This is a genomic window from Enterobacter sp. 04-C-12-SI-ECC, assembly GCF_047530715.1.
GTDB lineage: Bacteria > Pseudomonadota > Gammaproteobacteria > Enterobacterales > Enterobacteriaceae > Enterobacter > Enterobacter bugandensis.
Window position 1 is genome coordinate 22579 of the sequence record NZ_JBLKDI010000020.1, and the last position, 26101, is coordinate 48679.

The window sequence follows — 26101 nt, forward strand, 5'->3', positions numbered from 1 at the left end:
TTTATCACTTTTCATCCCTTCTCCGTGGTCGTAAAGTGCCTGCGTTGCGGCACATCCGTAACCGGGCGTAGGAACCCGTTAGCATAACGTGACATTTTTTAGACAAAGAGGATGCTAAATGGCGACTACCCCTGAATTTTCCTACGCGCTTTCTGAGGAAAGCGTTGTTCATCAGCTCATCAACCACCCAATTTCCGATTCTGCGGATCTCTTCGAACTGGCCGATGCCTGCGCCGCTTACGTAAGCGTACTGGTGGAAACTTACGACGCAGTGACATTTGCCACGCTATGCGAGCGACTGCTGGCTGCGCTGAAACGGCTGCGCGAGTGCTGTGACTCAGAACTTCCACCGTATCTGGTGGAACGGCTCATTGCGGGGGAAAAGATAACCTCCTGCGTGCCAGAATGCTGGCAAGAAACGGCGCTACAGGTGGATTATGCCGTGGCGTTAACGCTGGCAGTAATGGGCGGGACATTACCTGCGAGCGTGGCGAAAGAGCTCACCGGGCTGCTGCATGATATGGTCTGGCTGCTGGCGGAGTTTGTGAAAGAGCCTTATATCACGGCGCACTGAGGCGGGTGATGGAAGGCCGGGGTCCTGCTGGGTAAAAAGCAGGACTTTGGCCTTAATAAAAGAATAGCGTTGTTTGTTGAATGTCCGTTAAGAGCGAAAAGCGGACATCTTAATTGTTTTTTTTTGCTACTACCTCTATGTAGACATGTTATATGGCTACATTTATACAGAAGTAAGGATTAGTCTTTTCCCGGACCATAATTAAATTTTGTACCTTTGCCAATGGCATAAAACTGTCCACCAGCTACGTAATGGACAGTACGTAATTCATCAGGCGCATCATCAAAAATCCAGTGCCCATTTCTGAAAACGCGGTCATCACTCCATGCTCCGACAATTTCCCCCAAGAACAAGTTGTGCTGCTTTTCATTTTCTTCATTGGGTATGACCTTACATACTAACCAGCCAGCGCAACCTTCAACTAAAGGCAGATCAAACTCTTTCTGATAAAATAGTGGGATTTTACTATTTTTATCTGGTGTGTCGGAATAACTGTGGCCTCCAGCATATAAAACCATTTCCATCTGATTTACTACTGGGATCTGGACAGCGTAATATCCGCTTTTTTCTACAAGCCCGCGAGTAAATGCCTGTGGACCTATAAAAGCCATCACTTTGTTATTGCCTACTAATCCCACCCAGGCCGCTGCCATGACATTTTCAATGCCATCATTTTTAGCCGATATCATCGTGGTTGGCCCGACCTGTAATAAACGATAGGCTTTGTTTAACTCTATTGGTTGAATTGACATAATTTACTCTTTTGAGTTCTGATAAAAAGTAAGACAGGTTACTTATTTGATTGTTCGATTATATGGCTGGAATAGTTGCAAATTAATTGCTATTATCAAAATACATTATTGCAAATTTCACAATAATCATGAACAAACTTGATGCACTAAAATTTTTCATCATCGCCTCTGAGACCTTGAACTTCCGCGAAGCAGCCATCAAACTGTCGGTTTCACCATCAGTAGTAACCCGAACAGTCGCTGAGTTGGAGAAACAACTTGGTGAACCTTTATTCAAACGCAATACTCGTTCGATCTTTCTCACCAGTTTCGGCGAACTATTTTTACCCCAAGCGAAGCGACTGCTGGAAGATTCTGAAAAATTATTTCAGATGGCGAAAGATGATAATGAAATGAAAGGTATTGTTCGCATCACATTACTTCGATTTCCAAATCATGAACAAATCTTGTATGAACTCTTGACTGCACTACGCCCCTATCCTGAGTTATTTATCGACTGGCGTTTAGATATGATGAAACTTGATACTATTGAGCATCGTATCGATATAGGTATACGCGTAGGGCGAGAACCTAATCCAAACTTTATCATTAAAAACATCGGACAAGTTGAACATATTTTGGTTGCATCCCCTGAACTTATTGAGCGTCTGGGAGCACCTACTGATTTAGAAGATCTTCGACAGCGTTATCCATTCAGTGGTTTAATTAATCCTGAGACGGGAAAATCATTTGAGTTTATGAGTGACGCAGTGAACACTTTTGTCCCTCGTCATATTGAGTTTTATACTACAGACCCATACGCCGAAATTCAGGCTGCATTGGCCGGAAAAACGGTTGTACAATCCAGCGATTTTATCTGTAGGGAGTACTTAGCAAGCGGCCAACTAGTTCCCCCACTGCCAGAACTCCGACAGGAGAAATGGCAATTTTATTTATATCGACCTTACCAGCTGATTACTCCCAAAAGGGTGACGGTCGTTTTCTCGCTATTAGAAAAAATATTACGCAAATATTTCACATCAAAATAATATTCTCCTCAACGTCTGCTGCTGGCACAGAGCGGACATTCATATTCATCTCCCTTCCTCTCTATCGGCCCGCCTCCACTCTCAGGTATGAATGCGTTTATCATTTTGTTTAGAAAAGCGATGGGCAGCACGGCCGCCCATTACTTTGCCGAATGGAAAAACAGCGGCCGTTAGCCCGGCCCCTCGCTCCCCGCCGCCAGCAGCGGCACCACCACGTCGCAGATGGGCACCGCAATGCCGTGTTTGCGGCCGTAGCGCTGGATGACGCCGTTGCGGATATCCCACTCCATCGGGCGATCCGCCTGACGGTCAGCCAGGAATGACAGCATAAAAGATCTGCACTGGCAGCTAACCAGACGGCTATATAAGCATCGGAAGTAGGATTTTCTGCTTAACCTCTTTAACCGTTTCAGGCATGTCGCTAGGGATTTGCGGGTATTCTGACGAACCGTTATGAGCTTTTAACCAATCAATAAATCGTTAAATAGATATAAACCTAATAACAACCCAAATATTTATTAGACTTTCAATCAATATTTACTTAATTAATACTTAAGTAAAACCACGGCATTAAACATTAATAAATTTTCCAGTTTCTAACCGTAAGATCCCACATTTTCTTAATTTATATCAACGAAAATGCAGATCATTTCATATCCAAATCGTACAAAAATTGACGACCCACTTTATAAGCGCTAGCGTCACCATGGTTACCTAACCAACTTAACCAAAAGGCTTTTTCAGGATTTTTTAAATGGAGTTTTATACAAATGGCTATTCCCGCTTATTTATGGCTCAAAGACGACGGTGGTGCCGACATCAAAGGCTCTGTCGATATACATGGTCGTGAAGGAAGTATTGAGTTAATCGCACTGAACCACGGCGTAATGCAACCCACGGACAAGCATAACGGCAAAGCAACAAGTCTTCGCGTCCATTCCCCTTATTCTTTCGATAAAGAGATCGACGCCTCCAGCCCCTATTTGTACAAGGCTGTCAGCACAGGTCAGAAGCTAAAATCCGCAGAGGTAAAGTTTTACCGTATCAACGATGCCGGCCAGGAAGTGGAATATTTTTCCACCCTTATGGAAGGAGTTACGATCGTCAGCGTCTGTCCAATGATGCTTGACGTCAAAGATCCTGACTATGAGAAACATAACCATCTTGAGCTGGTAGAACTGCTGTATGAAAAAATTACCTGGCGCTATGTCGACGGTAACATCATGCATTCTGATAGCTGGAATGATCGCAAAACGGCATAAGGAGAACGTTATGGTATGGAAGTATGAGCAGTCTACCGGCAAGATGTATAAAGACGGCAAATTAATTGAAACTGGATATTCCGGTGCTCTTACGAATAAAAACAACCCGGACCGTCAGCATGTAAAGGGACTGGGGCCACTGCCTCGCGGGACACATAAAATCGCGGGTCATTCGAATTCAAAAGGACCAATTACAATCATCCTTGAGCAAACCTCCGGAGAGAGTTTTGGTCGCTCAGAATTCCGCATTCATGGTGACCACAAGTATGGTCCAGCCGGGTTTGCATCAGAGGGGTGCATCATTCTCTCACTGTCAACGCGACGTAAAATCCTTCGTGACGGCGGTGACCTTGAGGTCGTGCGATGAAATACCCTATCGTACTCCTGCTATGTACGCTCGCCGTCCCAGCCATTGCAGCCAGCACTGACTGGTCATCAGCACTTAATGGAATCGCCTCTGGTGATGCACACTGGATTGAGCAAGCTCCTACCCTGTCTGCTACGGCTGACGTCAAGCAGGCGCAACAGCTGGAGGACGCCTTAGCCGCAGCGCTCATAACAAACACGAACGCAACGCTGAAAGCGCTCCGCGCCATTGACGCCGGAAAGTGGCCGCACATGGTAGGCAGCGATATTGTCTGCACGCCGCCTTTAGAGAAATCCCCCGAAGAAATCGACGCGTTCTATCAGCGTACCCGCCGGGCGCTGCTGGAAACGTTTGAGGGTGCTCAGTGCCTCTGGATCCTGGAGGCAACCATGGAAGAGTTGAAAGCAGAGAAAGCCCGTCAGGCTAAGTAGAGACGCTACCCGGCGCACAACGGCCGGGTCTTTCCTTCACTCCAGACCCAGGCTCACCCCGGCCCCTCGCTCCCCGCCGCCAGCAGCGGCACCACCACATCACTGATGGGCACCGCAATGCCGTGTTTGCGGCCGTAGCGCTGGATGACGCCGTTACGGATATCCCACTCCATCGGGCGATCCGCCTGACGGTCAGCGAGAATCGACGTACCCAAATCCACGGGCGCGCGTTGGAAGTTCGCCAGGATCTCCTGCGCCACGTCATCGTTCAGCTTCGCCCCTTCAGCGCGGGCGACGGTCAGCCCTTCGCGCAGGTAGGCCAGCGCCAGCTCGCTGACATCCTCGCGCCTGAACATCCCGGCGCGGCGGTTGGTCAGCACCATCAGCCCGGCGACCGCGTTTTGCAGCAGCTTGCGCCAGGCGACGGTGGGGAAATCAGCCGAGAGTTGAACTTCACAGCGCGTATCACGAAGCGCTTCGACCACCCGCTGCGCCTGGGGCGCGTCCGGTAGCGTCAGGCGCGGCTTCGCCCGGAGCCAGACGGAGGCATCCGGCTCGCGCTGCGCCGGGAACCAGACCACCGACGGCAGCACCGTTGCGCCACTGACCAATGGCTCAAGCTGCGCCTTCTGCTCTACGCCGTTTTGCAGCGCGCAGACCACGGTATTTTCATCGCACAGCGCGCGCAGCCACCCGGCGCTGTCGGCATTTTGCGTCGTTTTTACCGCCACAAAAACAAGATCTGCGGGGCGAGTAATGACGGACGGATCGGTTAATACCGGACCGGGCACCACCGTTTCCCCCTCATCGTGGCGCAGGCGTAATTCCGGATGCGCGGTGCGTCCGCAGAGCAGCGGCGTGCGGCCAGCGTCATGCAGCACCGCGGCAATGGTGGTCCCAATCGCACCGGGTCCGATCAGCGCAATGGTTGGATGGTCAGACATGAGTCACTCCCCTTTTGCTAAGCCTGCTATCAGTTATACCACCCTGAGACGAGCGCGCCACACCCGTTGTCTATACTCAACATTCACAGACAACGGAGTGCGCCATGCCTTTACCTGATTTCAAATCCTCTGAACCGTTCACCCTCGGCATCGAACTCGAACTGCAGGTGGTTAACCCGCCGGGCTACGATCTGAGCCAGGACTCCTCCGCGCTCATCGCCGCCGTCAAAGACGACATCAAAGGCGGCGAGGTCAAACACGACATCACCGAAAGCATGCTCGAAATCGCCACCGGCGTGTGCCAGAACATTGACCAGGCGGCGGCGCAGTTCTCGGTGATGCAGCAGAGCATCCTGCGCGCAGCGGCGGAGCAGCACATCCAGATCTGCGGCGGCGGAACGCACCCGTTCCAGAAATGGCAGCGCCAGGAGGTGTGCGACGACGAGCGCTATAACGTGACGCTGGAGCGCTTTGGCTATCTGATTTTGCAGGCGACGGTGTTCGGCCAGCACGTGCACGTCGGCTGCCGGACCGGGGATGACGCCATTTACCTCCTGCACGGCCTGTCGCGCTTTGTGCCGCACTTTATCGCCCTGGCGGCCGCCTCGCCGTACATGCAGGGCACCGACACGAAGTTCTCCTCGTCGCGGCTCAACATCTTCTCCGGGTTCCCGGATAACGGCCAGATGCCTTGGGTTAACAGCTGGCAGGAGTTCGAAGGGCTGTTCCGACGCCTGAGCGCTACCAGCATGATCGACAGCATTAAAGATCTGCACTGGGACATTCGCCCCAGCCCACACTTTGGCACCGTGGAGGTACGGGTGATGGATACCCCGCTGACGCTCGGCCACGCGATTAATATCGCAGGGCTGATCCAGGCGACGTCTCACTGGCTGCTGACCACGCGGCCGTATAAACATCAGGAACGAGATTTTCTGCTGTACCGCTTTAACCGTTTTCAGGCGTGTCGCTACGGGCTGGAGGGGGTTCTGACGGACGTGCATACCGGCGAGCACAAAACCGTGGCGGACGATATCGCCTGGCTGCTGGAGCAGGTTGCGCCGTCGGCCGAAAAGCTCGGCGCAACGAGCGCAATTAATGAAATTGCCCTGCTGTTAAAGCAGGGCAAGAGCGAGGCGCAGCGCATGCGGGACTTCATCGCCGACGGCGGCTCGCTTATTTCTCTGGTTCAGAAGCACTGCGAGCTGTGGGCGACGAGTCCGTAGTAAGGCCGTGGCCCCACTCGCGCAGGCGCTGAAACAGCACGAACAGCGCGGGGATAAACACAATCCCTACCACGGTTGCCACCAGCATGCCGCTGAACACCGTGGTGCCAATGATGCGGCGGCTCTGGGCACCCGCCCCGGTCGCCAGCATCATCGGCAGGACGCCGATAATGAACGACACGGCGGTCATCATCACCGCGCGGAAGCGGCGCGATGCCCCTTCCCGCGCGGCATCTACAATCGCCATCCCGTCCATCCGCCGCGCGCGGGCGAACTCCACGATAAGAATCGCGTTTTTCGCCGCTAACGCGATCAGCAAGACCAGACCGATCTGCACGTACACGTCGTTGGCGTAGCCCGCCAGCCACAGCCAGACCAGCGCCCCGCCGATGGCGAACAGCACCGAAAGCATCACGCTCGCCGGGAGCGTCCAGCTCTCGTACTGGGCGACGAGGAACAGCCACGCCATCACCACCGCCGCCAGCACAATCCATACCGCCTGGTTGCCGGTCTGCTGCTCCTGATACGACATGCCGCTCCAGGCGTAGTCGTACCCGGCAGGCAGGCTCTGCGCCAGAATTTCGCCCATCGCCGCCATCGCGGTGCTGCTGCTTACCCCTTCCGCTGCTGAGCCGCTTACCGATACCGACGGGAACTGGTTGTACTGCTGGATAAATGGCGCGCCGACGGTCGGCGTGATGGTGACGAGGTTGCTCAGACGCACCCGCTCGCCGCTGTTGCTACGCACGAACAGCTCGCTGATTTGCTCCGCGCGCTCGCGCCACTGCATCTCGTTCTGCATCACCACGTGGTAAACGCGGTTGTTGACGCTGAAATCCCCGGCGCGGGTGCCGCCGAAGGCGGTTTGCAGGCTGCTGAAGATGCGCGACACCGGCACGTCGAGCCGGGCCGCACGCTCGCGGTCAACGGTCAGCGTCAGCTGCGGCACGTTGCTGCTCCAGGTGGTGAACACGCGGCTCAGCTGCGGGTGCTGGTTGGCTTTCGCCAGCACCTCACGCGTGACGCGCTCCAGCTCCGCCGGGCTCTGCCCCGCCTGCGCCTGAATGCGCAGGTCGAAGCCAGAGGCGTTGCCCAGCCCCGGCAGCGTCGGCGGCGCGAAGGTCATGATGGTAGCTTCCGGCAGGGCCAGCAGCTGGCGCTGAAGGGTGCCCATCACCTCGTCCAGCGGCGGGCGCTCGCTCCAGTCTTTCAGCATGATGGAGATAAACCCGCCGTTCGACGCGCTGGTACCATTGAGGATGTTAAACCCGGAGACCTGAATGACGTCTTCCACCGCCGGGTTTTTAGCGATCAGCTCGCGCGCGGTAGCCATCACCGCTTCGGTGCGCTCCAGCGAGGCCGCCTCCGGCAGCTGGACGCTGGCGAAGAAGTAGCCCTGATCTTCCTGGGGCAGGAAGCCCTTTGGCATCGACATAAAGCTGAACGCCACTACTGCCGCCGCGCCTGCGGTGGCCAGCAGCGCTAGCCAAGGACGGAGGTTGAACACGCTCACGATCCGGGTGTAAAGCGTGCGCGTGGCTTCCAGCCCACGGTTGAACCCACGGAAAATGGCGGCAGGCTTCGCTGGACGCGGGCGCAGTAGCATCGCGCAGAGCGCGGGCGTCAGGGTCAGCGCCACCAGGCTTGAGAGCGTGACGGCAGTGGAGAGCGTCACCGCGAACTGGCGGTACAGCTCGCCCACAATTCCCGGCAGGAGCGCCACCGGCACAAACACCGCCAGCAGCACCAGCGTGGTAGCAATCACCGGTCCGGCAATCTGGCGCAGCGCCAGCGCGGTCGCCGCCGTGCGGCTCTGCCCTTCCGCCATCAGGGTTTCGACGCTCTCAACCACCACGATGGCATCATCCACCACCATGGTCAGCGCCAGAATAATGGCGAACAGGCTCAGCGTGTTGGCGGAGTAGCCGAGCGCGTAGAGCACCGCAAAGGTGCCCACCAGCGACACCGGAATGGCGAGGGCGACAATCAGCGTCGCGCGCCAGCTTTGCAGGAACAGGGAAACGACCACCACAACCGCCAGCATGGTCAGCGCCAGCGAGACGCCAATCTCTTTAATGGTGGCGGCAACGAAGGTGGTGGTGTCGAATTTTACCTCGTAGACCAGGTCGTCCGGGAAGCGCGTCGAGAGACGCTCCAGCTCCGCGCGCACCGCGTCGGCCACGCGCAGGGCGTTGGCGGACGGCGTTGGGTAGATGCCGAGATAGGCGGAGTCATGCCCGTTCAGCTGGGCGCCCGAGCTGTAGCTGCGCGAGCCGAGCTCGATGGTGGCGACGTCCTTCATGCGCACCAGCTGGCCCATCTCCCCTGCGCGAATAATGATGTCGGCAAAGTCTTCGGCCTGGCTTAAGCGCCCCAGCCCGTTGATGGTCAGCGTCTGCTGCTGGCCGTTGAATACTGGTGGCGTACCGATCTGGCCCGCCGCCCCCTGCACGTTCTGCTCGCGCAGCGCCTGCGCCACGTCATCGGTGGTCACGTTCAGGGCGTTCATGCGGTCCGGACGCAGCCAGATGCGCATGCTGTAGTCCCGCGCGCCAAACATCTGCACCTGTCCCACGCCCGGCAGACGCGACAGCGCCTCGCGCACCTGCGTGCTGGCGTAGTTGCTGACAAACAGCGGCGTGTGGGTGTTGTTCGGTGAGTAAAGGCTTACACCCATCATCAGGTTGGTGGCGCGCTTGCGCACCTGCACGCCGTTTTGCTGTGCCTCGGTCGGCAGCTGCGCCACGGCCTGCGCCACGCGGTTTTGCACGTCGATGGCAGCAAGGTCCGGATCGGTCCCCGCCGCAAAGGTGATGTTCAGGCTGTAGGTGCCTTCATCCGAGCTGGTGGACTCCATATAGAGCATGTGATCCACCCCGTTAAGCTGCGTCTCCAGCGGCGTGGCGATGGCCTCCGCCACGTCAGCCGAGCTGGCGCCCGGCCAGCTGGCAGAAACATTCACCACCGGCGGGGTGATCTGCGGATACTGCTCTACCGGAATAATCTTCAGCGCGATGGCCCCCAGCAGGGTGATGACCAGCGCAATCACCATCGCGAAGCGCGGGCGTTTGATAAAAAACGTCAGCATGATGGCTCCTTAATTGAGTATCTGGACGGCAGCGCCGGGCTGCACGCGCTGCGCGCCGTCGGTAATCGCTCGCTCACCGGGCTTCACGCCGGAGGCAATCTGAAACTGCTGGCCGATCTGGCCGGCCACGTTCAGCGGGCGCCTTTCGGCGTTGCCGTCGGCGTTAACCACCCAGGCGAAGAACCCGTCGCCGTTCTGCTGAACCGCAGCGGCAGGCAGCGTCAGCACCGGCTGCTCGCTCGCCGGACGCAGATAAACATTCACGTTGCCGCCGGGCAGCAGCTGATGGCGCGGGTTAGCAAACTCGGCGCGTAGCATCACGCTGGCGGTGCGCGGATCGATGCGGTTGTCCACGGAGGTGAGTTCCCCGCCGACGCGCTGGCCGTTGCTGTCGATCAGCGCCTGCCAGGCCTGCTTCATGGCGCTGATATCCGCGTGCTGTCCGGCTTTGGTGGCAAACGCCCCCTCCTCCAGCGCAAAGGCGATGCGGACGGGATCGAGCTGCACCACCTCCACCAGCACGCCGCTGGCAGGATTCACCAGGCTGCCCACGTGGAACTGGCTGTGGCCCACGCGACCGTCAATCGGCGAGGTGATGCGGGTGTAGTTCAGGGTGACGCTGCGGGTGTCGAGCCGGGCTTTGGCCTGCTCCAGCGCGGCGCTCGCCACATCGCGCTGCATGCGGGCATTGTCCACGTCGTGACGGCTGATGGCGTTGCTGCTGCCCAGGCTTTCGAAGCGGGAAAGCTGCTGCTGCGCCTGACGCAGCGTGGCTTCAGCGCTTCTCACTTCGGCCTGCGCCAGACGCAGGGCAGCACGCGGCTCGGCGTCGTCCAGCTCAAACAGCACGTCGCCTTTTTTCACGTACTGCCCGTCGCGGAAGTTGATTTTCGTTATCACGCCTTCCGTGCGCGCGCGCAGTTCAACGGTGTGAATGGCTTCGATGCGGCCCGGGATCTGGCGCTCGGCGGCATGGGCGGTCTGCTCCACGGTGGCGACGCGAACGGGGACCGCGGCGGCGAAGACGGGTTGCAGGGTACTGACAAGAAGGGCGAACAGGAGTGGAAGTTTCATGGGAGTACCTCAGCGTTGTTTCTCCCCTCTCCCCGGCCCTCTCCCCAAAGGGGCGAGGGTTAGGGTGAGGGGTAAGATTTTCGTTATGCAGCCTTACGGAACCTGCGGGTCAGTCGCTTCTCGATTTCGACGACGAAGAACATCACCCCAGCCACCGCCAGCGTCACGAACCAGTAGCGCAGCGGCAGCGCTTCGGTGCCGAACAGCATCTGCATAAACGGCAGGTAGATAATAGCCGCCTGGAGCAGGAACAGTACGCCCGTCACCAGCCAGATCCCTTTGTTCGCCAGCAGGCCGCGGTTGAGGGAGAACCCTTCGGTGTTGCGGCAGTTAATCATGTACACCCACTGGGCGCAGACCAGCATCTGCAGCAGCACGGTGCGGATGAACTCCGCGCTGTGGCCACGCGGGGCCAGCCAGGCTTCCAGCGCAAAGGCGGCGATGGCAATCATGGTGCCGACGAAAGCCACGCGCCACACGGCGTAGGCGTCCATCACGTGCTGCCCGGTCTGGCGCGGCGGGCGGCGCATGATGTTGCGCTCGGCGGCCTCAAAGGCCAGGCCGAAGGAGAGCGTGGCGGAGGTCGCCATGTTCATCCACAGAATCAGCACCGGCGTTAGCGGAATGATGTTCCCCGCCAGCAGCGCAATCACAATCAGCAGCCCCTGCGCCAGGTTGGTCGGCATGATGAACAGGATGGTTTTCTTCAGGTTGTCGTAAACGCGACGCCCCTCTTTCACCGCGCTGGCGATGGTGGCGAAGTTATCGTCCGTCAGGACCATGTCCGCTGCCTCTTTGGTGACTTCCGTGCCCTTAATGCCCATCGCGATGCCGACGTCCGCCTGGCGCAGCGCCGGGGCATCGTTTACGCCGTCGCCGGTCATGCCGACGATCTCGCCTTTATCCTGCAACGCTTTCACCAGGCGCAGCTTATGCTCCGGGCTGGTACGGGCGAAGATGTCATATTTCACCGCCGCTTCCGCCAGCTCGGCGTCGTCCATTTTCTCCAGCTGATAGCCGGTGACCGCCTGCTCGCTGTTGCTGATCCCCAGCATCTGGCCGATGCTCATCGCCGTCTGCGGGTGATCGCCGGTGATCATCTTGACGCGGATCCCCGCCTGCTGGCAGGCGTTAATTGCATCAATCGCTTCCGGGCGCGGCGGATCCATCATTCCGGCGATGCCGAGGAAGATCAGGCCGTGGCTCAGGTCGTCGTGCGTCAGCTCCTGCTCGCCGTTCGCCGGTTTGAACGCCGCGGCAACCATGCGCAGCCCCTGACGCGCATAGCGCTCCATCTCCGTTTCCCAGTACGCACGGTTGAACGCTTGCGCACCGTTACGCGTCTGCTGCTGGTTGCACAGGGCGAAAATGACGTCCGGCGCGCCGGTAATCAAAATCTGCTCCTCACCGCCAATCTGGTAGTGGGTGCTCATGTACTTGTACTGTGAGTCGAACGGAATCTTGTTAACCAGCGTGGTCACGACCGGCTCGAGGTGGGCCTTGGCCGCCAGCACCTTCAGCGCGCCCTCGGTTGGCCCGCCGGTGATGCCCCACAGGCCACGCTCGTCCTGAATCAGCTGGCTGTCGTTGCACAAGTCAACGGTGCGCAGGTACTGCTCCAGGACGGTGCCCGGCTGGACCTGCACCGGCTCATCGCTGCCTTCCAGGTAGATATTGCCTACCGGCTCGTAGCTGTTGCCGTCCACGCGGTAGCAGACGTCGGCGGTGATGATGGCTTTTACCGTCATCTCGTTCATGGTCAGGGTCCCGGTTTTATCCGAGCAGACCACGGTCATCGCGCCCAGGGTTTCAACCGTCGGCAGCTTGCGGATAATCGCCCGCTTGCGCGCCATCGCCTGTACGCCCAGGGAGAGGATGATGGAGATAATCGCCGGCAGACCTTCCGGTACGGAGGCGACCGCCAGGCTGATCAGGGAGAGCAGCAGCTCGCCCATCGGGATCTCGCGGAACATCAGGCTGAAGACGAACAGCGCGGCCATCATCGCCAGGATAATGGCGAAGATCGCTTTACCGAGCTTGTCCATCTGCACCAGCAGCGGGGTACGGTGCTTTTCAATGCCCGCCATCATCTGGTTGATGTGGCCGAGTTCCGTATCCTTACCGGTCGCGGTGACCACGCCGACGCCGCCGCCTGCGCTCACGGTCGTCCCGGAAAAAACCATATTGGTGCGGTCGCCCAGCGGTAATTCGCCGCTCAGCGAATTCGTGTGTTTATCCACCACGGTGGACTCACCGGTCAGAATCGCCTCCTCCACGCGTAAATTATGCGCTTCGATTAAACGCATATCCGCCGGAATACGATCCCCCGCGCGCAATACAATAATATCGCCCGGAACTATTTCCGTCGTCGGTATGGTTTCATGGTTGCCGTTACGAATAACGCGCGCCTCACTGGAAAGCATATTGCGAATACTCTTCAGCGATTTTTCTGCGTTGCTTTCCTGAATATGGCCAATTAGCGCATTGATGACCGCCACGCCCAAAATTACCAGCGTATCGACCCAGTGACCCATTACCGCCGTTAATACCGCGGCGGCCAGCAGAACGTAAATCAGCACATCGTTAAAATGGGCCAAAAAACGCAGCCAGGCGGGTTTACCTTTTTTCTCCGGCAGCGCGTTCGGCCCTGTTTTTTGCAGACGCGCCTGCGCCTCTGCACGATCCAGACCGCTGGCCTGGCTCTGCACGTGGGTAAGCACCTGCTCTGCGGTCTGCTGGTATGCCAGCCCGCCGGAAGGCGGCACGTTTGGGGAGTATTTTTTTTCAGTCATCATATTTTTCCTTCAATATCCGGTGAACAGAAGCCTGAATTCCTTTCTGGCTTAAATAAATTGATTTTAAAGTCTTGCGGGTAAAATTGATCTACCGCAATATATTTACCACTGGGTTATTCAAAATTGATTAAAATTATTTCGACGAGCTGATTTTTACAAAATATTTCTAAACCAATCCTAAACGAGGGGGAACCATGTTTGGTATTTATCGCGGACGGCGCCTGGCGTTATACATTGTCGCAGCCATTGTTATTGCGACGTTAATTGGATATAGCACCTATATGTTTGTAAAATTATTTTCGTGATGCAGACATTTATTTACATAGCGCGATATTAATTTAATCATCAGGATTAAATTATTCTCCTTCCGCGCATTATTCTTCGGGGGAAGGAATTATTTAATTAAAAAAGGGCCGACGGGTTGATATTGCTTTACGTTAAAGGATGCCGGACAATGACATTTTTAACTGACGATTAACATTACGATGAAACACCCGTTGGAATCGCTGCTGACTGCGGGGGGCATTTTATTGATGGCCCTGATCTCTTGCTTACTGCTACCCGCGCCGTCGCTGGGTCTGGTGCTGGCGCAGAAGCTGGTTCAAACCTTTCATATGGTCGACCTGAACCAGCTCTACACCATTTTGTTCTGCGTGTGGTTTTTACTGCTCGGCGCTATCGAATTCTTCATCCTGCGTTTCGTCTGGCGCCGCTGGTTTTCACTGGCGTCGTAGGCCAATAAAAAAGCCGGGTAGCAGCGATGCCTTACCCGGCCTTTGTTTCGTCAATTTCAATGCGCCCGACTATGGTTCTCTTTTCGGTAAGCCCCGGGCGGCTGATGGAAGGTGCGGGTAAAGATGCGTGTAAACGTCTGCTGCGATTCAAAGCCGTAGCGCAGGCAGATTTCGTATACGCGCTCGTCAGATTCACGCAGATCCCGCGCCGCCAGCAGCAGCTTGCGCTCGCGGATGTAGCGCCCCAGGCTTTCGCCTTTGTACTGCATAAACAGCCGCTGTAAATGCCACTTGGAGTAACCCGCGTGGCGGGCGATCTCTTCGATGCGTAGCGGCTGGTGTAGGTTGTCATCGATCCATTCGACAATCGTATCAATGACCTGAGCGGAAATCGTCATGCTGCTCTCCCCCTCTGTTTCTTGGTTCAACATTATTCCCACCACTCACGAAATTGTTGCGTGCTATCGCTCACCCGGACCGGCTCACCCAGCTCCGGCGTCAGCAGCCGATAATTTTTGTCCTTGCTGGCCCGCGCCAGCTGGATCAGCGGATCGTTCCAGGTGTGTTTCGCCAGCACGAAGCGTCCGTTATGCCCCGGCACCACCGCTTTCGCATTGAGGTCCGCCGAGGCCTGCGCCGTTTCATCCGGCAGCATGTGGATGTACTTCCAGTCCTGGTCGTACTGGCCGTTTTCCATGATGGCTAAATCCACTTCGCCAAACTGCTCGCCGATGGCCTTAAAGTGCGGGCCATAACCGGAATCGCCGCTGTAGTAGACCTTCTGCTCTGGCGTCACAAACATGAAGCTGCCCCACAGGGTCTGGTCACGCTTAATGCCGCGCCCCGAGAAGTGGCGCGCGGGCAGGACATGAACCGTCAGCGCATCGCTGATGTGCACCGACTGGTTCCAGTCCCGTTCGTCGATAATCTCAGGCTTCATTCCCCAGTAGCGCAGGTGGGATCCCACGCCGAGCGGCGTAACGACGCGCTTCACCTTCGGCTGCAGCGCCCGGATGGTGGCGTAGTCCAGATGGTCGTAGTGATCGTGCGAGATAATCAGCAGGTCGATTTCCGGCATGCTCTCCGCGCGCCACGGATACTCTCCCGCAAACGCTTTATTGAGGAACGAGAACGGCGCGGCGTAGTTGCCGAGGACCGGGTCGATCAGAATGCGTTTTCCCGCCAGCTGCATATACCACGAGGAGTGGCCGAGCCACACCAGCGTATCCTGCTCCAGAGGCAGGCTCGCCAGATCGGTTTTCACCAGCGGCAGCGGCTGCGCCGGACGAGCGTTTTCGGTTTTACGGGTCAGGAACTGCCACCACGCCACCAGCATGTTTTGCTGCCCGGTAAAGCCAGGCGTTGGGAGCGCGTTGTGGAACTTCCCGTCGCGATAGTGCGGAGAAGCCTCCACTTCGGTGAGCTGCGCACCCTGCGGCGGCTGGCCAAATCCGGCATTCAGAACAAACGGTAAACTCGCAGCTGAAGCAATAATCATGAGGAACACCACGCAGATGAAGAGAGGCTTTTTCATATCCTGACCCGAAAACGCGCGCCATCCGATGGTTTACGCGAGGGAAACTTGATTATGAGTGAGTAAGCACTCATTATAGATATGATGATAAAGTCGTCAAGACGTTTTCGATCTTTGACATTCCGCGTTGCAGCGTGTCAAAGCACGTGTTTCAATCAGGGTTTTTATAATTGAAAGGGGGAAAAATTTAGTGGCACGTCCGAAGAGTGAAGATAAAAAACAGGCCTTACTGGAAGCCGCGACGGTGGCATTTGCACAGTCAGGTATTGCCGCCTCAACGGCGTTAATTGCCCGTAATGCGGGCGTCGCTGAAGGCACGCTGTTTCGCTACTTTGCTACTAAAGACGATCTGCTGAATGCCCTTTACCTGCACCTCAAGCAGGATCTCTGCCAGACCATGCTGGCGAACCTCGATCGCACCCTCACGCTTCCTAAAGAGCATACCCGCAATATCTGGAACAGCTACGTGGACTGGGGGATTCGTAACCCCGTGGCGCATGCGGCGATCCGCCAGATTGGCGTGAGTGAAAAGCTGAGCGCTGAAACGGAACAGGCGGTGAAAGAGATGTTCCCGGAACTTCACGAGCTATGCCGCCGTTCGGTGCGCCCGGTGTTTATGTCCGATGAATTCAAAACGTTTGGCGATGCGCTTTTCTTATCGCTGGCGGAAACCACCATGGAGTTTGCCACCCGCGATCCGTCCCGCGCCACCGATTTTAAAGCGCTGGGTTTCGAAGCCATGTGGCGCGGGCTGGCTCAGGAGGATAACGATGGACAGTAAATCCCTGCAGGCGCACGCAAAACGCGTCGCGCTGGAGATGCCTTTCACCGAACACTGCTGGCCGTTTGGCCCCGAGTACGACGTGTTTAAGGTGGGCGGGAAAATTTTTATGCTGATGGCCACCGCGCACGGACGCCCCCACGTTAGCCTGAAATCCGACCCGGAAAAATCCCTGTTAAATCAGCAGATTTACCGTGGCGTTGAGCCGGGTTACCACCTAAATAAAAAACACTGGATTTCGCTCTACGGCACCGAGGACATCACGCCAGAACTGGTCGCCGACCTGATCGCGGATTCGTGGAACCTGGTCGTCGATAAGCTGCCGAAAAAAGACCAGAAATGGATACGCCCTGCCTGATTGTTCGTCTGTGCCGAACAGTATAACCGCTCGAATCGCACTTATCTTTTGCCGCTTCGCGCGGTAATCTGCTCTCCTTTCGCGCCCGCGCACGGGCGAATTTCATTACCAGGAGTAGTTATGGATATCATTTCTGTCGCCCTGAAACGCCACTCTACTAAGGCGTTCGACCTAACCAAAAAACTGACCGCTGAAGAAGCAGAGAAAATCAAAACCCTTCTGCAGTACAGCCCGTCCAGCACCAACTCCCAGCCGTGGCACTTTATTGTGGCCAGCACCGAGGAAGGAAAAGCCCGCGTGGCAAAATCCGCCGCGGGCACTTACGTGTTCAACGAACGCAAAATGCTGGACGCCTCTCACGTGGTGGTGTTCTGCGCGAAAACCGCGATGGACGACGCCTGGCTGGAACGCGTTGTCGACCAGGAAGAGGCCGATGGCCGTTTCAACACGCCGGAAGCTAAAGCCGCGAACCATAAGGGCCGCACCTACTTCGCCGACATGCACCGCGTGGATCTGAAAGATGACGACCAGTGGATGGCGAAACAGGTTTACCTGAACGTCGGTAACTTCCTGCTGGGCGTGGCCGCAATGGGCCTGGACGCGGTGCCGATTGAAGGCTTTGACGCGGCGATTCTGGATGAAGAGTTTGGTCTGAAAGAGAAAGGCTTCACCAGCCTGGTGGTGGTGCCGGTTGGGCATCACAGCGTGGAAGATTTTAACGCCACGCTGCCGAAGTCTCGTCTGCCGCTGAGCACGATTGTGACCGAGTGCTGATTCAAACGGGCCGCTGCACGCGGCCCGTTACGTTTTACTGATGACCAGCCTGCGGTGTGGATGCACATCGCGATCGCTTCCCCAGGCAAAGGCAATCCAGCGCTCTTCCAGCTCAGCGTAAGAGTTTACGGGCGTTAACGTCCATTCTTCTCCCACTGTACCGTCTGCCACGCTAATGCGATAGTTCATGGTGAACGCCCAGTCGATCATGCGCAGCCAGAACCGTTGCCCGTCCCCCGTTTGCTCGCTGTCGGAGACTACGATGTCGTATTCGCTGAGCACCCACTGGAAAAATAATTGCGGTAATCCGCTTATTACGCGCTGGTGGACGGCGCGCGGGGTGCGCCATACCATCACCTGCGTGGCGGCACCGTGGGGAAAGGTAATTTCTTTGTGAAATGTAAGCTTCACGGCATACGCCGTATAAGGCTTACCGTCATCGGTAGTCACGAGACGATATTCATCACCATAACGCGATTTTAAAAGCCGGTATCCGACAGGCAGCAAGAACCCCGGCAGATGAAAATCCGCAGTACCCCGCGCCAGAAATGCTTCGGTATGTTCGACGTTTCGGGAGATAAGCCCGAGTTTTTGGCTGAACTCTGCGGAATCAATCATTAGTGGCGACATTAGTTGTTTCTCATCGCATAAGTATAGTCAACTTAACTTCCAATAGAAATCGCGTGAATTCAGTAAGTTGATTAAGCGTCAATAGAGCGTAATCTGCGGATGCTTTATCCCGCACACCAGCGCATAACGCGTTAATGTATCGAGACTCGCCCGGGTAATATTCGCTTCCATTCTTGATACCGTTGGTGCGCTGACGCCCATCCGCTCCGCCACCTGGGCGCGCGTCAGGCCAGCATGATTGCGCCATTGCGCCAGCATCTCCCGCAAACGCTCCTTGCGCTCTTCTGCATCAAAGGAAGCCTGAACCTCTGAATCGCTTAACAGTTCAGCCCTGAGTTCATCCCAGTCAATAATCTTCTTGCTCATCCAACATCTCCTGTTGTCGCTTCAGTGCCAGACGAAGTTCAGCAGAGGGCGTTTTTTGCGTCTTCTTAACAAACACGCGCAAAAGAAAAATCGTCTTTTCCCGCTGGTAAACATAGATACCTCGGGTATGGATCAGCCCAACGGTCCTTATTTCAAACAGGCCATGCGGCAATGGTTTGCTGTCAGGTTCCCGAAGAGCCGTCGGGTTTAAACGCAATTTATCAAGCTGGCGAATCAGCTTCGCCTTCACCCCAGCAGGTAGTAAGAGAATCTCTTCCCTTACCGCCTCATGAACGATAAGTCTGAACACGATATTTCATCCCTGATGATATTAGCATATAAGGCAATTTGCATTAAAGGCTAATTTAGCTTTTCGTGTCCCACCTTACCCATTTTTAACAGGAAGAACCGGAGCCGCTTTGATTACCTGAAAGCGCCTCGCAAAAAACTTACTTCCCCTGCGCCGCCAGCCATTCTATCGCCCTTTCCCCCGCCTCATCCAACGGGAGATACACCAGCAGCCGCGATCCGTTTCGCGGCGCGGAGTACCAGTACATCTGCTGCAGCGTAAAATCTCCCAGTTCTGGATGGGTAAACAGCTTGAGCTGGTTCTCCACGCCGCGCACGTCGTTGCGCTGGTGCCACAGGGTTTTGAACTCCTCGGAAACCGCAAAAAAACGCGCCAGTTTGGCTTCCCAGAGCGGGTCGCCCCGGTGCTCGGCCATCGCCGCGCGGAAATAGGAAACGAAAATCGGCAGCACGTCGTCGCGTCTGCCGAGACGCGCGCGCCACGCCGGATGGGTAAGGAACAGGTAAATACAGTTGCGGTCTTCCGGCGGGATGGCGTTGAAATCGACGCCCATCAGGTGCCCGAAGCTGTCATTCCACGCGACGATGTCGAAGTTGGGCTTCTGAATGCTGGCGGGTTTAGGCATCAGGGTATCGAGCAGGCGGCGCGTGCCTTCGCTGATGCCCTCGCAGCAGACCGCCTGCGGCGCTTCACCCGGCGGCAAGCCGGCGAGCACGAAAAGATGCCGGGCCTCGGTCGGGGTGCACTGCAGCGCTTTTGCGATGGCGGCCATCACTGCGCTGGAGGGGTTGACGTCTCTGCCCTGCTCAAGCCAGGTGTACCAGGTCACGCCCACGTCAGCGAGCATCGCCACCTCTTCCCGGCGCAGGCCCGGCGTGCGCCGCCGACCGCTGCGCGGCAGGCCGAGACGCTGGGGATCGAGGCTTTCCCGCCGGGCACGTAAAAATGCCCCCAGCTGTTTTCGGGTGTCATCCTGAAGTGAGGTGACGGGTTCAGACATCAAGGCCATAAATCCCCCTGCATGGTAGTGTCAGTACTAGTATAAGCAAGAACTGGTACCCGTTTATCAGATGGTTGATGCTACGACCATCTGATGAATGACGCAATGGAGTTACCATGAATACGTCAGTTGTTTCACCGGGTCGCGCAGGCCTGATATTGCTGTTAACCGGCCAGATGCTGCCGATGATTGATACCTCAATCACCAACGTGGCGCTGGACGCCATCACCCACTCGCTGCATGCCACCGCCACCGAGCTGGAGCTCATTGTCGCTCTCTACGGCGTGGCCTTTGCCGTCTGCCTTGCGCTCGGCAGCAAGCTGGGGGATAACCTTGGCCGCCGTCGCCTGTTTATGTGGGGCGTGGCCGTTTTTGGGCTGGCCTCGCTGCTGTGCGGGATGGCGGGAAATATTGAACAACTGCTGGCCGCACGCATCGTTCAGGGCGCGGGGGCAGCGCTCATCATGCCGCAGATCCTCGCCACGCTGCACGTCACGCTAAAAGGTAGCGCCCACGCGAAAGCCATTAGCCTGTTTGGCGGCATTGGCGGGATTGCGTTTATCGTCGGGCAGATGGGCGGCGGCTGGCTGGTGTCGGCGGATATCGCCGGGCTGGGCTGGCGTAACGCCTTCTTTATCAACGTGCCGATTTGTCTGGTGGTGCTGGCGTTAAGCCGCCGCTACGTGCCGGAAACCCGTCGTGAAACGCCGTCGCGCATCGACTGGACAGGCACCGTGCTGCTGGCCCTCATTCTTTGCTGCCTGCTGTTCCCGATGGCGCTCGGTCCCCAGTGGCACTGGCCGTGGTCGCTGAAGGTTATGCTTCTTGCCATTATTCCGCTGGCCTGGCTGATGGCGCGAAACGCGCGCAAAAAGGAGCGAGAGAATGCCCATCCGCTGATCCCGCCACGCCTGCTTCAGCTTCGCAGCGTTCGCTTTGGCATCGTGATTGCGCTGCTCTTTTTCAGCGTCTGGTCCGGGTTTATGTTCTGTATGGCGCTGACCATGCAGACCGGTCTGGGGATGGCGCCGTGGCAGTCCGGGAACAGCTTTATCGCCCTGGGCGTGACCTATTTTATCTCTGCCTGGTTCGCGCCGCGGTTGATTGCCCGCTACAGTACCAGCACGATTCTGCTGACGGGTCTGGCAATTCAGATAATCGGCCTGCTGGCACTCATCGCGACGTTCCGGCTCTGGGGCGTGAACAACACCGCGCTGACGCTGGCCCCTGCCACCGGGCTGGTCGGCTACGGCCAGGCGCTGATTGTAAACAGCTTCTACCGCATCGGGATGCGCGACATCCAGCCTGACGACGCAGGGGCCGCAAGCGCCATTCTCAGCACGCTGCAGCAGGCCGCGCTGGGTCTGGGCCCGGCCATTTTCGGGGCGATTTTGCTGCACGGGCTGCAGAATTACCACGGGGATTACGCGCAGGCGATTAACCTTTTCCTGGCGGTGGAAACCGGCCTGATGGTTATCCTGACTCTGGCGACGCTGCGCATGCGTCATCGTCTCTGCCTGCCGGTAGTGAAGGTCTGTGAGGCCGCCAAATAACCCTGTGAATTTGCATAATAGATCCGCAGCCGCCATTATGGGGCTGCATCAATACAGGAGACGTTATGCAGGAATTAATTGCTCAGGTTGAAGAGTTAGGGATTGAAATTAATCACACCACCTCTTTAGTGATTATCTTTGGTATTATTTTTCTCACCGCCATCATTGTTCATTTTATTTTGCACAAACTGGTGCTGCGCGCATTCGAGAAACGCGCGCAGGCCAGTAGCCATTTATGGCTGCAAATTATTACCCAGAATAAATTATTTCACCGTCTGGCCTTTACCCTGCAGGGGATAATCGTCAACGTTTAGGCGGTACTGTGGCTGCAAAAAGGCAGCGAAGCGGCGGAAATACTCACCACTTGCGCGAAGCTGTGGGTGATGGTGTATGCCCTGCTCTCCTTCTTCTCGCTGCTGGACGTGATATTTAATCTGTCGCAAAAGATGGCGACCGCCTCGCAGCTGCCGCTGAAGGGGATCTTCCAGGGCATCAAGCTGGTGAGCGCTATCCTGGTGGGGATATTGATTATCTCCCTGCTGATCGGCCAGTCCCCGGCGATTCTGATCAGCGGTCTGGGTGCGATGGCCGCCGTCCTGATGCTGGTGTTTAAAGACCCGATACTCGGCCTTGTGGCGGGTATTCAGCTTTCCGCCAACGACATGCTCAAGCTCGGCGACTGGCTGGAGATGCCGAAGTACGGCGCTAATGGTACGGTGACGGACATCGGCCTGACGACCGTTAAAGTACGCAACTTCGATAACACCATCACCACCATTCCGACGTGGGCGCTGGTCTCCGACGCCTTTATCAACTGGAGTGGGATGTCCGCCTCCGGCGGGCGACGCATCAAGCGCAGCCTGAATATCGATACCACCAGCATTCATTTTCTCGACGAGCAGGAGCAGCAGAAGCTGATTCAGGCGAAACTGCTGAAGCCTTATCTGGCCGCGCGGCATGAGGAAATTAGCCTGTGGAATCAGCAGAACGGCGAAGGGGAATCGGTATTAAACCTGCGCAAGATGACCAATATCGGCACCTTCCGCGCCTACCTGAATGAATATCTGCGTAATCATCCGCGTATTCGTAAAGATATGACGCTGATGGTGCGCCAGCTGGCGCCGGATGCCAACGGGCTGCCGATTGAAATATATGCCTTTACCAATACGGTAATCTGGGCGGAATACGAAGATATTCAGGCCGATATCTTCGACCATATTTTCGCGGTAGTGGATGAGTTTGGCCTGCGTATTCACCAGTCGCCGACCGGGAACGATATTCGCTCCCTGGCAGGCGTTATTGCCAGATAATCAGGTGCTGGCGCGGGAAATAAAGCGCCAGTCCATCATCACCCTTTCCGTGGGCGCATCCGGGTTGTCGATTTTGTTTAAGAGAAGATTGACCGCCTTGCGCCCTATATCCCGCGACGGCTGTTCGATGGTGGTAAGTGAAATCATGTCCGCCAGCTCCGTACCGTCAAAGCCGACCACGGCAATATCCTCTGGCACCCGCAGACCTGCCTGCTGAATGGCGCGCAGCGCGCCCGCCGCCAGCGTATCGGAAACGGCAAATACCGCATCCGGCGGATTATCTTTTAACAGGTTTTGCATCGCCGCCATGCCCGCCCCGGAGCTGAGATCGCTGGCATACTCCACTGCCTGATAGTCCAGATCCCGCAGGTGGATCACGCTCTTGTAGCCGCGTTCGCGCAGGCGGGCATATTTGTAGCTGAGATCGTGGTTGATCATCGCGATACGCTTGCGGCCGTCGTCGGCCAGCTGGCTGACGGCATGCTGTGAAGCGTCCACATCATTGATGCCGACGCAGGAGACCGCGCCCGCATCGGCGTATTCGGCGCACTGCACCCACGGTGCAGAACCAATCAGCGCGGCAAGTTCCGGCAGCTTCGAGAAGGCGTCCATGGTGATAATGCCGTCGACGATTTTGCCGGAGAGCAGGCTCAAGCCCGAGCGGGAGCGCTCGATGTCCGAGCCGGAGTTGCACAGCAGAATGCGGTAGCCGTTTTTCTCCGCCTCGGCTTCGATGCCCTTCACCACTTCGGCGCAGAACGGGTTGGCGATGTTGGACACCATCACCAGGATCATATAGCTGCGGGCGGTGCGCAGCTGACGGGCGAGCAGGTTTGGCTGGTAGTTGCTCTCCTGAATCGCCTGCAGAACGCGCTCGCGATTTTTCGCCTTCACGGTGTCGCTGTTATTCAGCACGCGGGAGACCGTTGCCACGGAAACCCCGGCCAGCTGAGCGATTTTCTGAATTGACATAGCGACGATACATCCTGCGGTTAGCGTTTTGTGCAGGCTACCATAAATTTGTTGCCCGGCGAACCGGGCAATGCGTCAGCATTCCACGCGCACCCAGCGCTGCTGCTGATGGCTTTTCACAATGGCATCAATGATATACATCACGTTTGCGCCATCGTGAAACATCGCAAACTGCGGCGTCTCCGGCATTGCGCCCGCCTGCACGGCGCGGTAGAACTGCGCCATCATATTTTTGAAGGCATCCGGCCAGCCTTCAATATGCCCGCCAGGGAAATGGGCGCTGTCGGCAACGTCAGGGTTCATCAGCCCCGGATCGTCGGTGAGCGTCTGGTTTGCCTGCGCACGATGGCCGATCCACAGCTGCTGCGGCACCTCCTGGTCCCACGCCAGCGAGAGCTCGCTGCCGTTGATCTCAAACGTCAGGCGGTTTTTACGCCCGGCGCTCACCTGCGAGACGCTAAAGCAGCCCTTGCTGCCGTCGTCAAAGCGGAACAGCACCGAGCCGAAGTCTTCGGTCGTGACTGGTTTGTCTTCATACTCCGCCTGTTCGTCATGGGAGAAGGTTTGATTCCCGCCCTTGCTGGCCCTGCGCGTCGGCCAGACGATGGATAAATCAGCCATCACCTCGGTAATGCGCCGCCCGGTGACGAACTGCACCGTGTCGCACCAGTGGGAGCCGATATCCGCCACCGCGCGCGATGCGCCGCCGAGCGCGGCATCCACCCGCCAGTTGTAGTCGGTTTCCAGCAGCATCCAGTCCTGTAGGTAGCTGCCGTGTGAGGCAAAAATCCGCCCGAGGCTGCTTGCGCGCAGCATGCTCGCCGCCTGACGCACCATCGCAAACTGGCGATAGACGAAGCTCACGCCGTGCACCACGCCCGCCTGCTCCGCCAGCGCCACCAGCTCGCGCGCCTCCTCAGGCGTCATGCACAACGGCTTTTCGGAAAACACGTGTTTGCCCGCGCGCAGGATCTGGCGGTTAATCTGTGCGTGCAGGTGGTTCGGCGTGCAGTTGTGCACCACGTGCAAATCAGGGTGCGCGAGCAGCTCCTCAACGCTGCCGTACGCGTGCGGTACGTTTAGCAGGCGCGCCTTTTCCTGCGCCTTAACGAGCGAGCCGTCGCACAGCGCGACCACCTGAACAAACCCGAGGCGCCTGAGCGCCTCGATATGTGCCGGGCCAATAAACCCGCTGCCGACGATCCCGACGTTAATCATGACTGCCCCCTGCGGCGAAATCGTCAAACGCCCGTCCGGAAACGGGAATGATATGGCGGCGGATAAATTCGCTGCCTTCGCGCGCGCCGGTATCGCCGTCCTTCAGGCAGCACTCCCACTCCAGCACCGCCCAGCCGTCGTAGTCGTACTGGGTCAGCTTGCTGAAAATGCCCTTAAAGTCGATCTGCCCGTCGCCGGGCGAACGGAAGCGACCGGCGCGGTTGATCCACGGCTGGTAGCCGCCGTACACGCCGCTGCGCCCGCTGGGGCGGAACTCGGCATCCTTCACGTGGAACGCCTTGATGCGCGCATGGAAGATGTCGATAAAGGCCAGATAGTCCATCTGCTGGAGCAGCATATGGCTCGGATCAAAGAGGATGTTGCAGCGCGGATGGTTATCCACCAGCGCCAGAAAACGCTCGAAGGTCACGCCGTCGTGCAGATCTTCCCCGGGATGCAGCTCAAAGCAGACGTCCACCCCCTGCTCGCCAAAGGTATCCAGTATTGGCCGCCAGCGGGTTGCCAGCTCCTCGAACGCTTCCTGAAAACGCTGCTCGTTATGCGGCGGCCACGGATAGAAAAACGGCCACGCCAGCGAGCCGGAGAAGGTGGCGTGCGCTTTCAGACCTAATCTTGCCGAGGCGACCGCCGCCTGCTTCAGCTTCTCCGTGGCCCACGCCCGACGCGCAGCATCGTTACCGCGCACTGATGCGGGCGCGAAGTGGTCAAACGCGTCGCTGTAGGCGGGGTTCACCGCCACGAGCTGCCCTTCCAGATGGGTAGACAGCTCGCTGATAACCAGCCCGTGCGCGGCCAGCGTAGCGGCGATGTCATCGCAGTAGGCCTGGCTCTCCGCCGCTTTCTCGACGTCAAAGATGTGCGGATGGTTGCAGGGGATCTGCACCGCCTTATAACCTTTACCTGCCGCCCATTCAGCCAGCCCGTCGAGCGAATTAAACGGCGCTTCTGCGCCAATAAACTGCGACAGAAAAATGCCGGGTCCTTTCATCGTCCTCATAC

General features: G+C 57.2%; 25 protein-coding genes and 2 pseudogenes. 12 read left to right on the plus strand and 15 right to left on the minus strand.

From position 1 onward, the window contains the following. Positions 1-118: 118 nt before the first annotated feature. Positions 119-574, plus strand: coding sequence for a hypothetical protein (locus ACMWL8_RS20530; RefSeq protein ID WP_028012261.1), 456 nt, complete (start codon positions 119-121; stop codon positions 572-574). A gap of 179 nt (positions 575-753) precedes the next feature. On the opposite strand, the gene ACMWL8_RS20535 is transcribed toward ACMWL8_RS20530, so the two are convergent. Continuing rightward, a complete protein-coding gene (locus ACMWL8_RS20535; protein WP_045260735.1) occupies positions 754-1326 on the minus strand; it encodes a flavin reductase family protein in 573 nt (190 codons plus the stop codon). 128 nt (positions 1327-1454) lie between these two features. Between ACMWL8_RS20535 and ACMWL8_RS20540 the strand changes: the two genes are divergently transcribed. Next, positions 1455-2354: a LysR family transcriptional regulator gene (locus tag ACMWL8_RS20540; RefSeq protein ID WP_045260750.1), complete on the plus strand. Its 900-nt coding sequence runs from the start codon at positions 1455-1457 to the stop codon at positions 2352-2354. Between the two features lie 170 nt (positions 2355-2524). Here the strand turns inward: ACMWL8_RS20540 and ACMWL8_RS20545 are convergent. Then, a pseudogene (locus ACMWL8_RS20545) lies at positions 2525-2677 on the minus strand (ketopantoate reductase C-terminal domain-containing protein); the annotation flags it as partial. Between the two features lie 447 nt (positions 2678-3124). On the opposite strand from ACMWL8_RS20545, the gene ACMWL8_RS20550 reads away from it, so the two are divergent. From ACMWL8_RS20550 to ACMWL8_RS20560, 3 genes are read left to right on the plus strand one after another with little or no spacing between them, the layout of a single operon-like run. Next, on the plus strand, positions 3125-3616 hold the full coding sequence (locus tag ACMWL8_RS20550; protein ID WP_045260733.1) for an Hcp family type VI secretion system effector: 492 nt from the start codon (positions 3125-3127) through the stop codon (positions 3614-3616). A gap of 10 nt (positions 3617-3626) precedes the next feature. After that, entirely contained in the window at positions 3627-3983 is a 357-nt protein-coding gene (locus ACMWL8_RS20555; RefSeq protein WP_045260732.1) for a tlde1 domain-containing protein, read from the plus strand. After that, on the plus strand, positions 3980-4414 hold the full coding sequence (locus ACMWL8_RS20560) for a hypothetical protein (RefSeq protein WP_045260731.1): 435 nt from the start codon (positions 3980-3982) through the stop codon (positions 4412-4414). Before ACMWL8_RS20555 ends, ACMWL8_RS20560 begins: the two co-directional genes overlap by 4 nt. A gap of 53 nt (positions 4415-4467) precedes the next feature. Here the strand turns inward: ACMWL8_RS20560 and ACMWL8_RS20565 are convergent, their stop codons facing one another. Beyond that, positions 4468-5358 carry an oxidoreductase gene (locus ACMWL8_RS20565; RefSeq protein WP_045260730.1) on the minus strand — a complete coding sequence of 297 codons (891 nt, stop codon included), beginning with the start codon at positions 5356-5358 and terminating at the stop codon, positions 4468-4470. Positions 5359-5462: 104 nt separating this feature from the next. On the opposite strand from ACMWL8_RS20565, the gene ACMWL8_RS20570 reads away from it, so the two are divergent. Continuing rightward, positions 5463-6584, plus strand: a complete 1122-nt coding sequence (locus ACMWL8_RS20570) for a YbdK family carboxylate-amine ligase (RefSeq protein WP_045260729.1) — start codon at positions 5463-5465, stop codon at positions 6582-6584. Here ACMWL8_RS20570 and ACMWL8_RS20575 read toward each other — a convergent pair. The 3 genes from ACMWL8_RS20575 to ACMWL8_RS20585 all read right to left on the minus strand — a co-directional run bounded on the left by ACMWL8_RS20575 (position 6535) and on the right by ACMWL8_RS20585 (position 13538). After that, positions 6535-9672 (minus strand): efflux RND transporter permease subunit, encoded by a 3138-nt coding sequence (locus ACMWL8_RS20575; protein ID WP_241276707.1) that lies wholly within the window; start codon positions 9670-9672, stop codon positions 6535-6537. The two genes, ACMWL8_RS20570 and ACMWL8_RS20575, sit on opposite strands and share 50 nt — an antisense overlap. Positions 9673-9681: 9 nt before the next feature. Next, positions 9682-10746, minus strand: a complete 1065-nt coding sequence (locus ACMWL8_RS20580; RefSeq protein WP_045260727.1) for an efflux RND transporter periplasmic adaptor subunit — start codon at positions 10744-10746, stop codon at positions 9682-9684. A gap of 83 nt (positions 10747-10829) precedes the next feature. Further along, positions 10830-13538, minus strand: a complete 2709-nt coding sequence (locus ACMWL8_RS20585) for a cation-transporting P-type ATPase (protein WP_045260726.1) — start codon at positions 13536-13538, stop codon at positions 10830-10832. Positions 13539-14026: 488 nt separating this feature from the next. On the opposite strand from ACMWL8_RS20585, the gene ACMWL8_RS20590 reads away from it, so the two are divergent. Continuing rightward, complete coding sequence (locus ACMWL8_RS20590) at positions 14027-14275, plus strand: DUF1158 domain-containing protein (RefSeq protein WP_041910998.1); 249 nt, start codon at positions 14027-14029, stop codon at positions 14273-14275. Positions 14276-14331: 56 nt separating this feature from the next. Here ACMWL8_RS20590 and ACMWL8_RS20595 read toward each other — a convergent pair whose 3' ends face one another. Continuing rightward, a complete protein-coding gene (locus ACMWL8_RS20595) occupies positions 14332-14673 on the minus strand; it encodes a RamA family antibiotic efflux transcriptional regulator (protein WP_028012253.1) in 342 nt (113 codons plus the stop codon). A gap of 32 nt (positions 14674-14705) precedes the next feature. Then, on the minus strand, positions 14706-15809 hold the full coding sequence (locus tag ACMWL8_RS20600) for a RomA family MBL fold metallo-hydrolase (RefSeq protein ID WP_045260725.1): 1104 nt from the start codon (positions 15807-15809) through the stop codon (positions 14706-14708). A 190-nt stretch (positions 15810-15999) separates the two neighbouring features. Here ACMWL8_RS20600 and ACMWL8_RS20605 point away from each other — a divergent pair, with 190 nt between their 5' ends. The 3 genes from ACMWL8_RS20605 to nfsB all read left to right on the plus strand — a co-directional run bounded on the left by ACMWL8_RS20605 (position 16000) and on the right by nfsB (position 17722). Then, positions 16000-16590: a TetR/AcrR family transcriptional regulator gene (locus ACMWL8_RS20605; protein WP_028012251.1), complete on the plus strand. Its 591-nt coding sequence runs from the start codon at positions 16000-16002 to the stop codon at positions 16588-16590. Next, positions 16580-16948: an MmcQ/YjbR family DNA-binding protein gene (locus ACMWL8_RS20610; RefSeq protein ID WP_045260724.1), complete on the plus strand. Its 369-nt coding sequence runs from the start codon at positions 16580-16582 to the stop codon at positions 16946-16948. Before ACMWL8_RS20605 ends, ACMWL8_RS20610 begins: the two co-directional genes overlap by 11 nt. Positions 16949-17068: 120 nt before the next feature. Beyond that, on the plus strand, positions 17069-17722 hold the full coding sequence (nfsB, locus tag ACMWL8_RS20615) for an oxygen-insensitive NAD(P)H nitroreductase (RefSeq protein WP_045260723.1): 654 nt from the start codon (positions 17069-17071) through the stop codon (positions 17720-17722). A gap of 27 nt (positions 17723-17749) precedes the next feature. Here nfsB and ACMWL8_RS20620 read toward each other — a convergent pair whose 3' ends face one another. The 4 genes from ACMWL8_RS20620 to ACMWL8_RS20635 all read right to left on the minus strand — a co-directional run bounded on the left by ACMWL8_RS20620 (position 17750) and on the right by ACMWL8_RS20635 (position 20037). After that, on the minus strand, positions 17750-18352 hold the full coding sequence (locus ACMWL8_RS20620; RefSeq protein WP_045260722.1) for a hypothetical protein: 603 nt from the start codon (positions 18350-18352) through the stop codon (positions 17750-17752). 78 nt (positions 18353-18430) lie between these two features. Next, the gene (locus tag ACMWL8_RS20625) at positions 18431-18718 is read right to left on the minus strand and encodes a helix-turn-helix domain-containing protein (protein ID WP_028012247.1); all 288 of its coding nucleotides are present in this window, start codon (positions 18716-18718) and stop codon (positions 18431-18433) included. Further along, positions 18699-19028 carry a type II toxin-antitoxin system RelE/ParE family toxin gene (locus ACMWL8_RS20630; protein WP_028012246.1) on the minus strand — a complete coding sequence of 110 codons (330 nt, stop codon included), beginning with the start codon at positions 19026-19028 and terminating at the stop codon, positions 18699-18701. The genes ACMWL8_RS20625 and ACMWL8_RS20630 overlap by 20 nt, the downstream gene beginning before the upstream one ends. Before the next feature lie 139 nt (positions 19029-19167). Continuing rightward, positions 19168-20037, minus strand: a complete 870-nt coding sequence (locus ACMWL8_RS20635; protein ID WP_045260721.1) for a helix-turn-helix transcriptional regulator — start codon at positions 20035-20037, stop codon at positions 19168-19170. A gap of 107 nt (positions 20038-20144) precedes the next feature. On the opposite strand from ACMWL8_RS20635, the gene ACMWL8_RS20640 reads away from it, so the two are divergent. Further along, positions 20145-21581: an MFS transporter gene (locus ACMWL8_RS20640; RefSeq protein WP_045260720.1), complete on the plus strand. Its 1437-nt coding sequence runs from the start codon at positions 20145-20147 to the stop codon at positions 21579-21581. 65 nt (positions 21582-21646) lie between these two features. Further along, positions 21647-22891, plus strand: a pseudogene (locus ACMWL8_RS20645) (mechanosensitive ion channel family protein). Here ACMWL8_RS20645 and ACMWL8_RS20650 read toward each other — a convergent pair. The 3 genes from ACMWL8_RS20650 to ACMWL8_RS20660 all read right to left on the minus strand — a co-directional run bounded on the left by ACMWL8_RS20650 (position 22892) and on the right by ACMWL8_RS20660 (position 26099). Next, on the minus strand, positions 22892-23863 hold the full coding sequence (locus ACMWL8_RS20650) for a LacI family DNA-binding transcriptional regulator (RefSeq protein WP_045260719.1): 972 nt from the start codon (positions 23861-23863) through the stop codon (positions 22892-22894). Positions 23864-23938: 75 nt separating this feature from the next. Next, positions 23939-25081: a Gfo/Idh/MocA family protein gene (locus ACMWL8_RS20655; protein WP_045260718.1), complete on the minus strand. Its 1143-nt coding sequence runs from the start codon at positions 25079-25081 to the stop codon at positions 23939-23941. Further along, a complete protein-coding gene (locus ACMWL8_RS20660; protein ID WP_045260717.1) occupies positions 25074-26099 on the minus strand; it encodes a sugar phosphate isomerase/epimerase family protein in 1026 nt (341 codons plus the stop codon). Before ACMWL8_RS20660 ends, ACMWL8_RS20655 begins: the two co-directional genes overlap by 8 nt. Positions 26100-26101 lie beyond the last annotated feature (2 nt).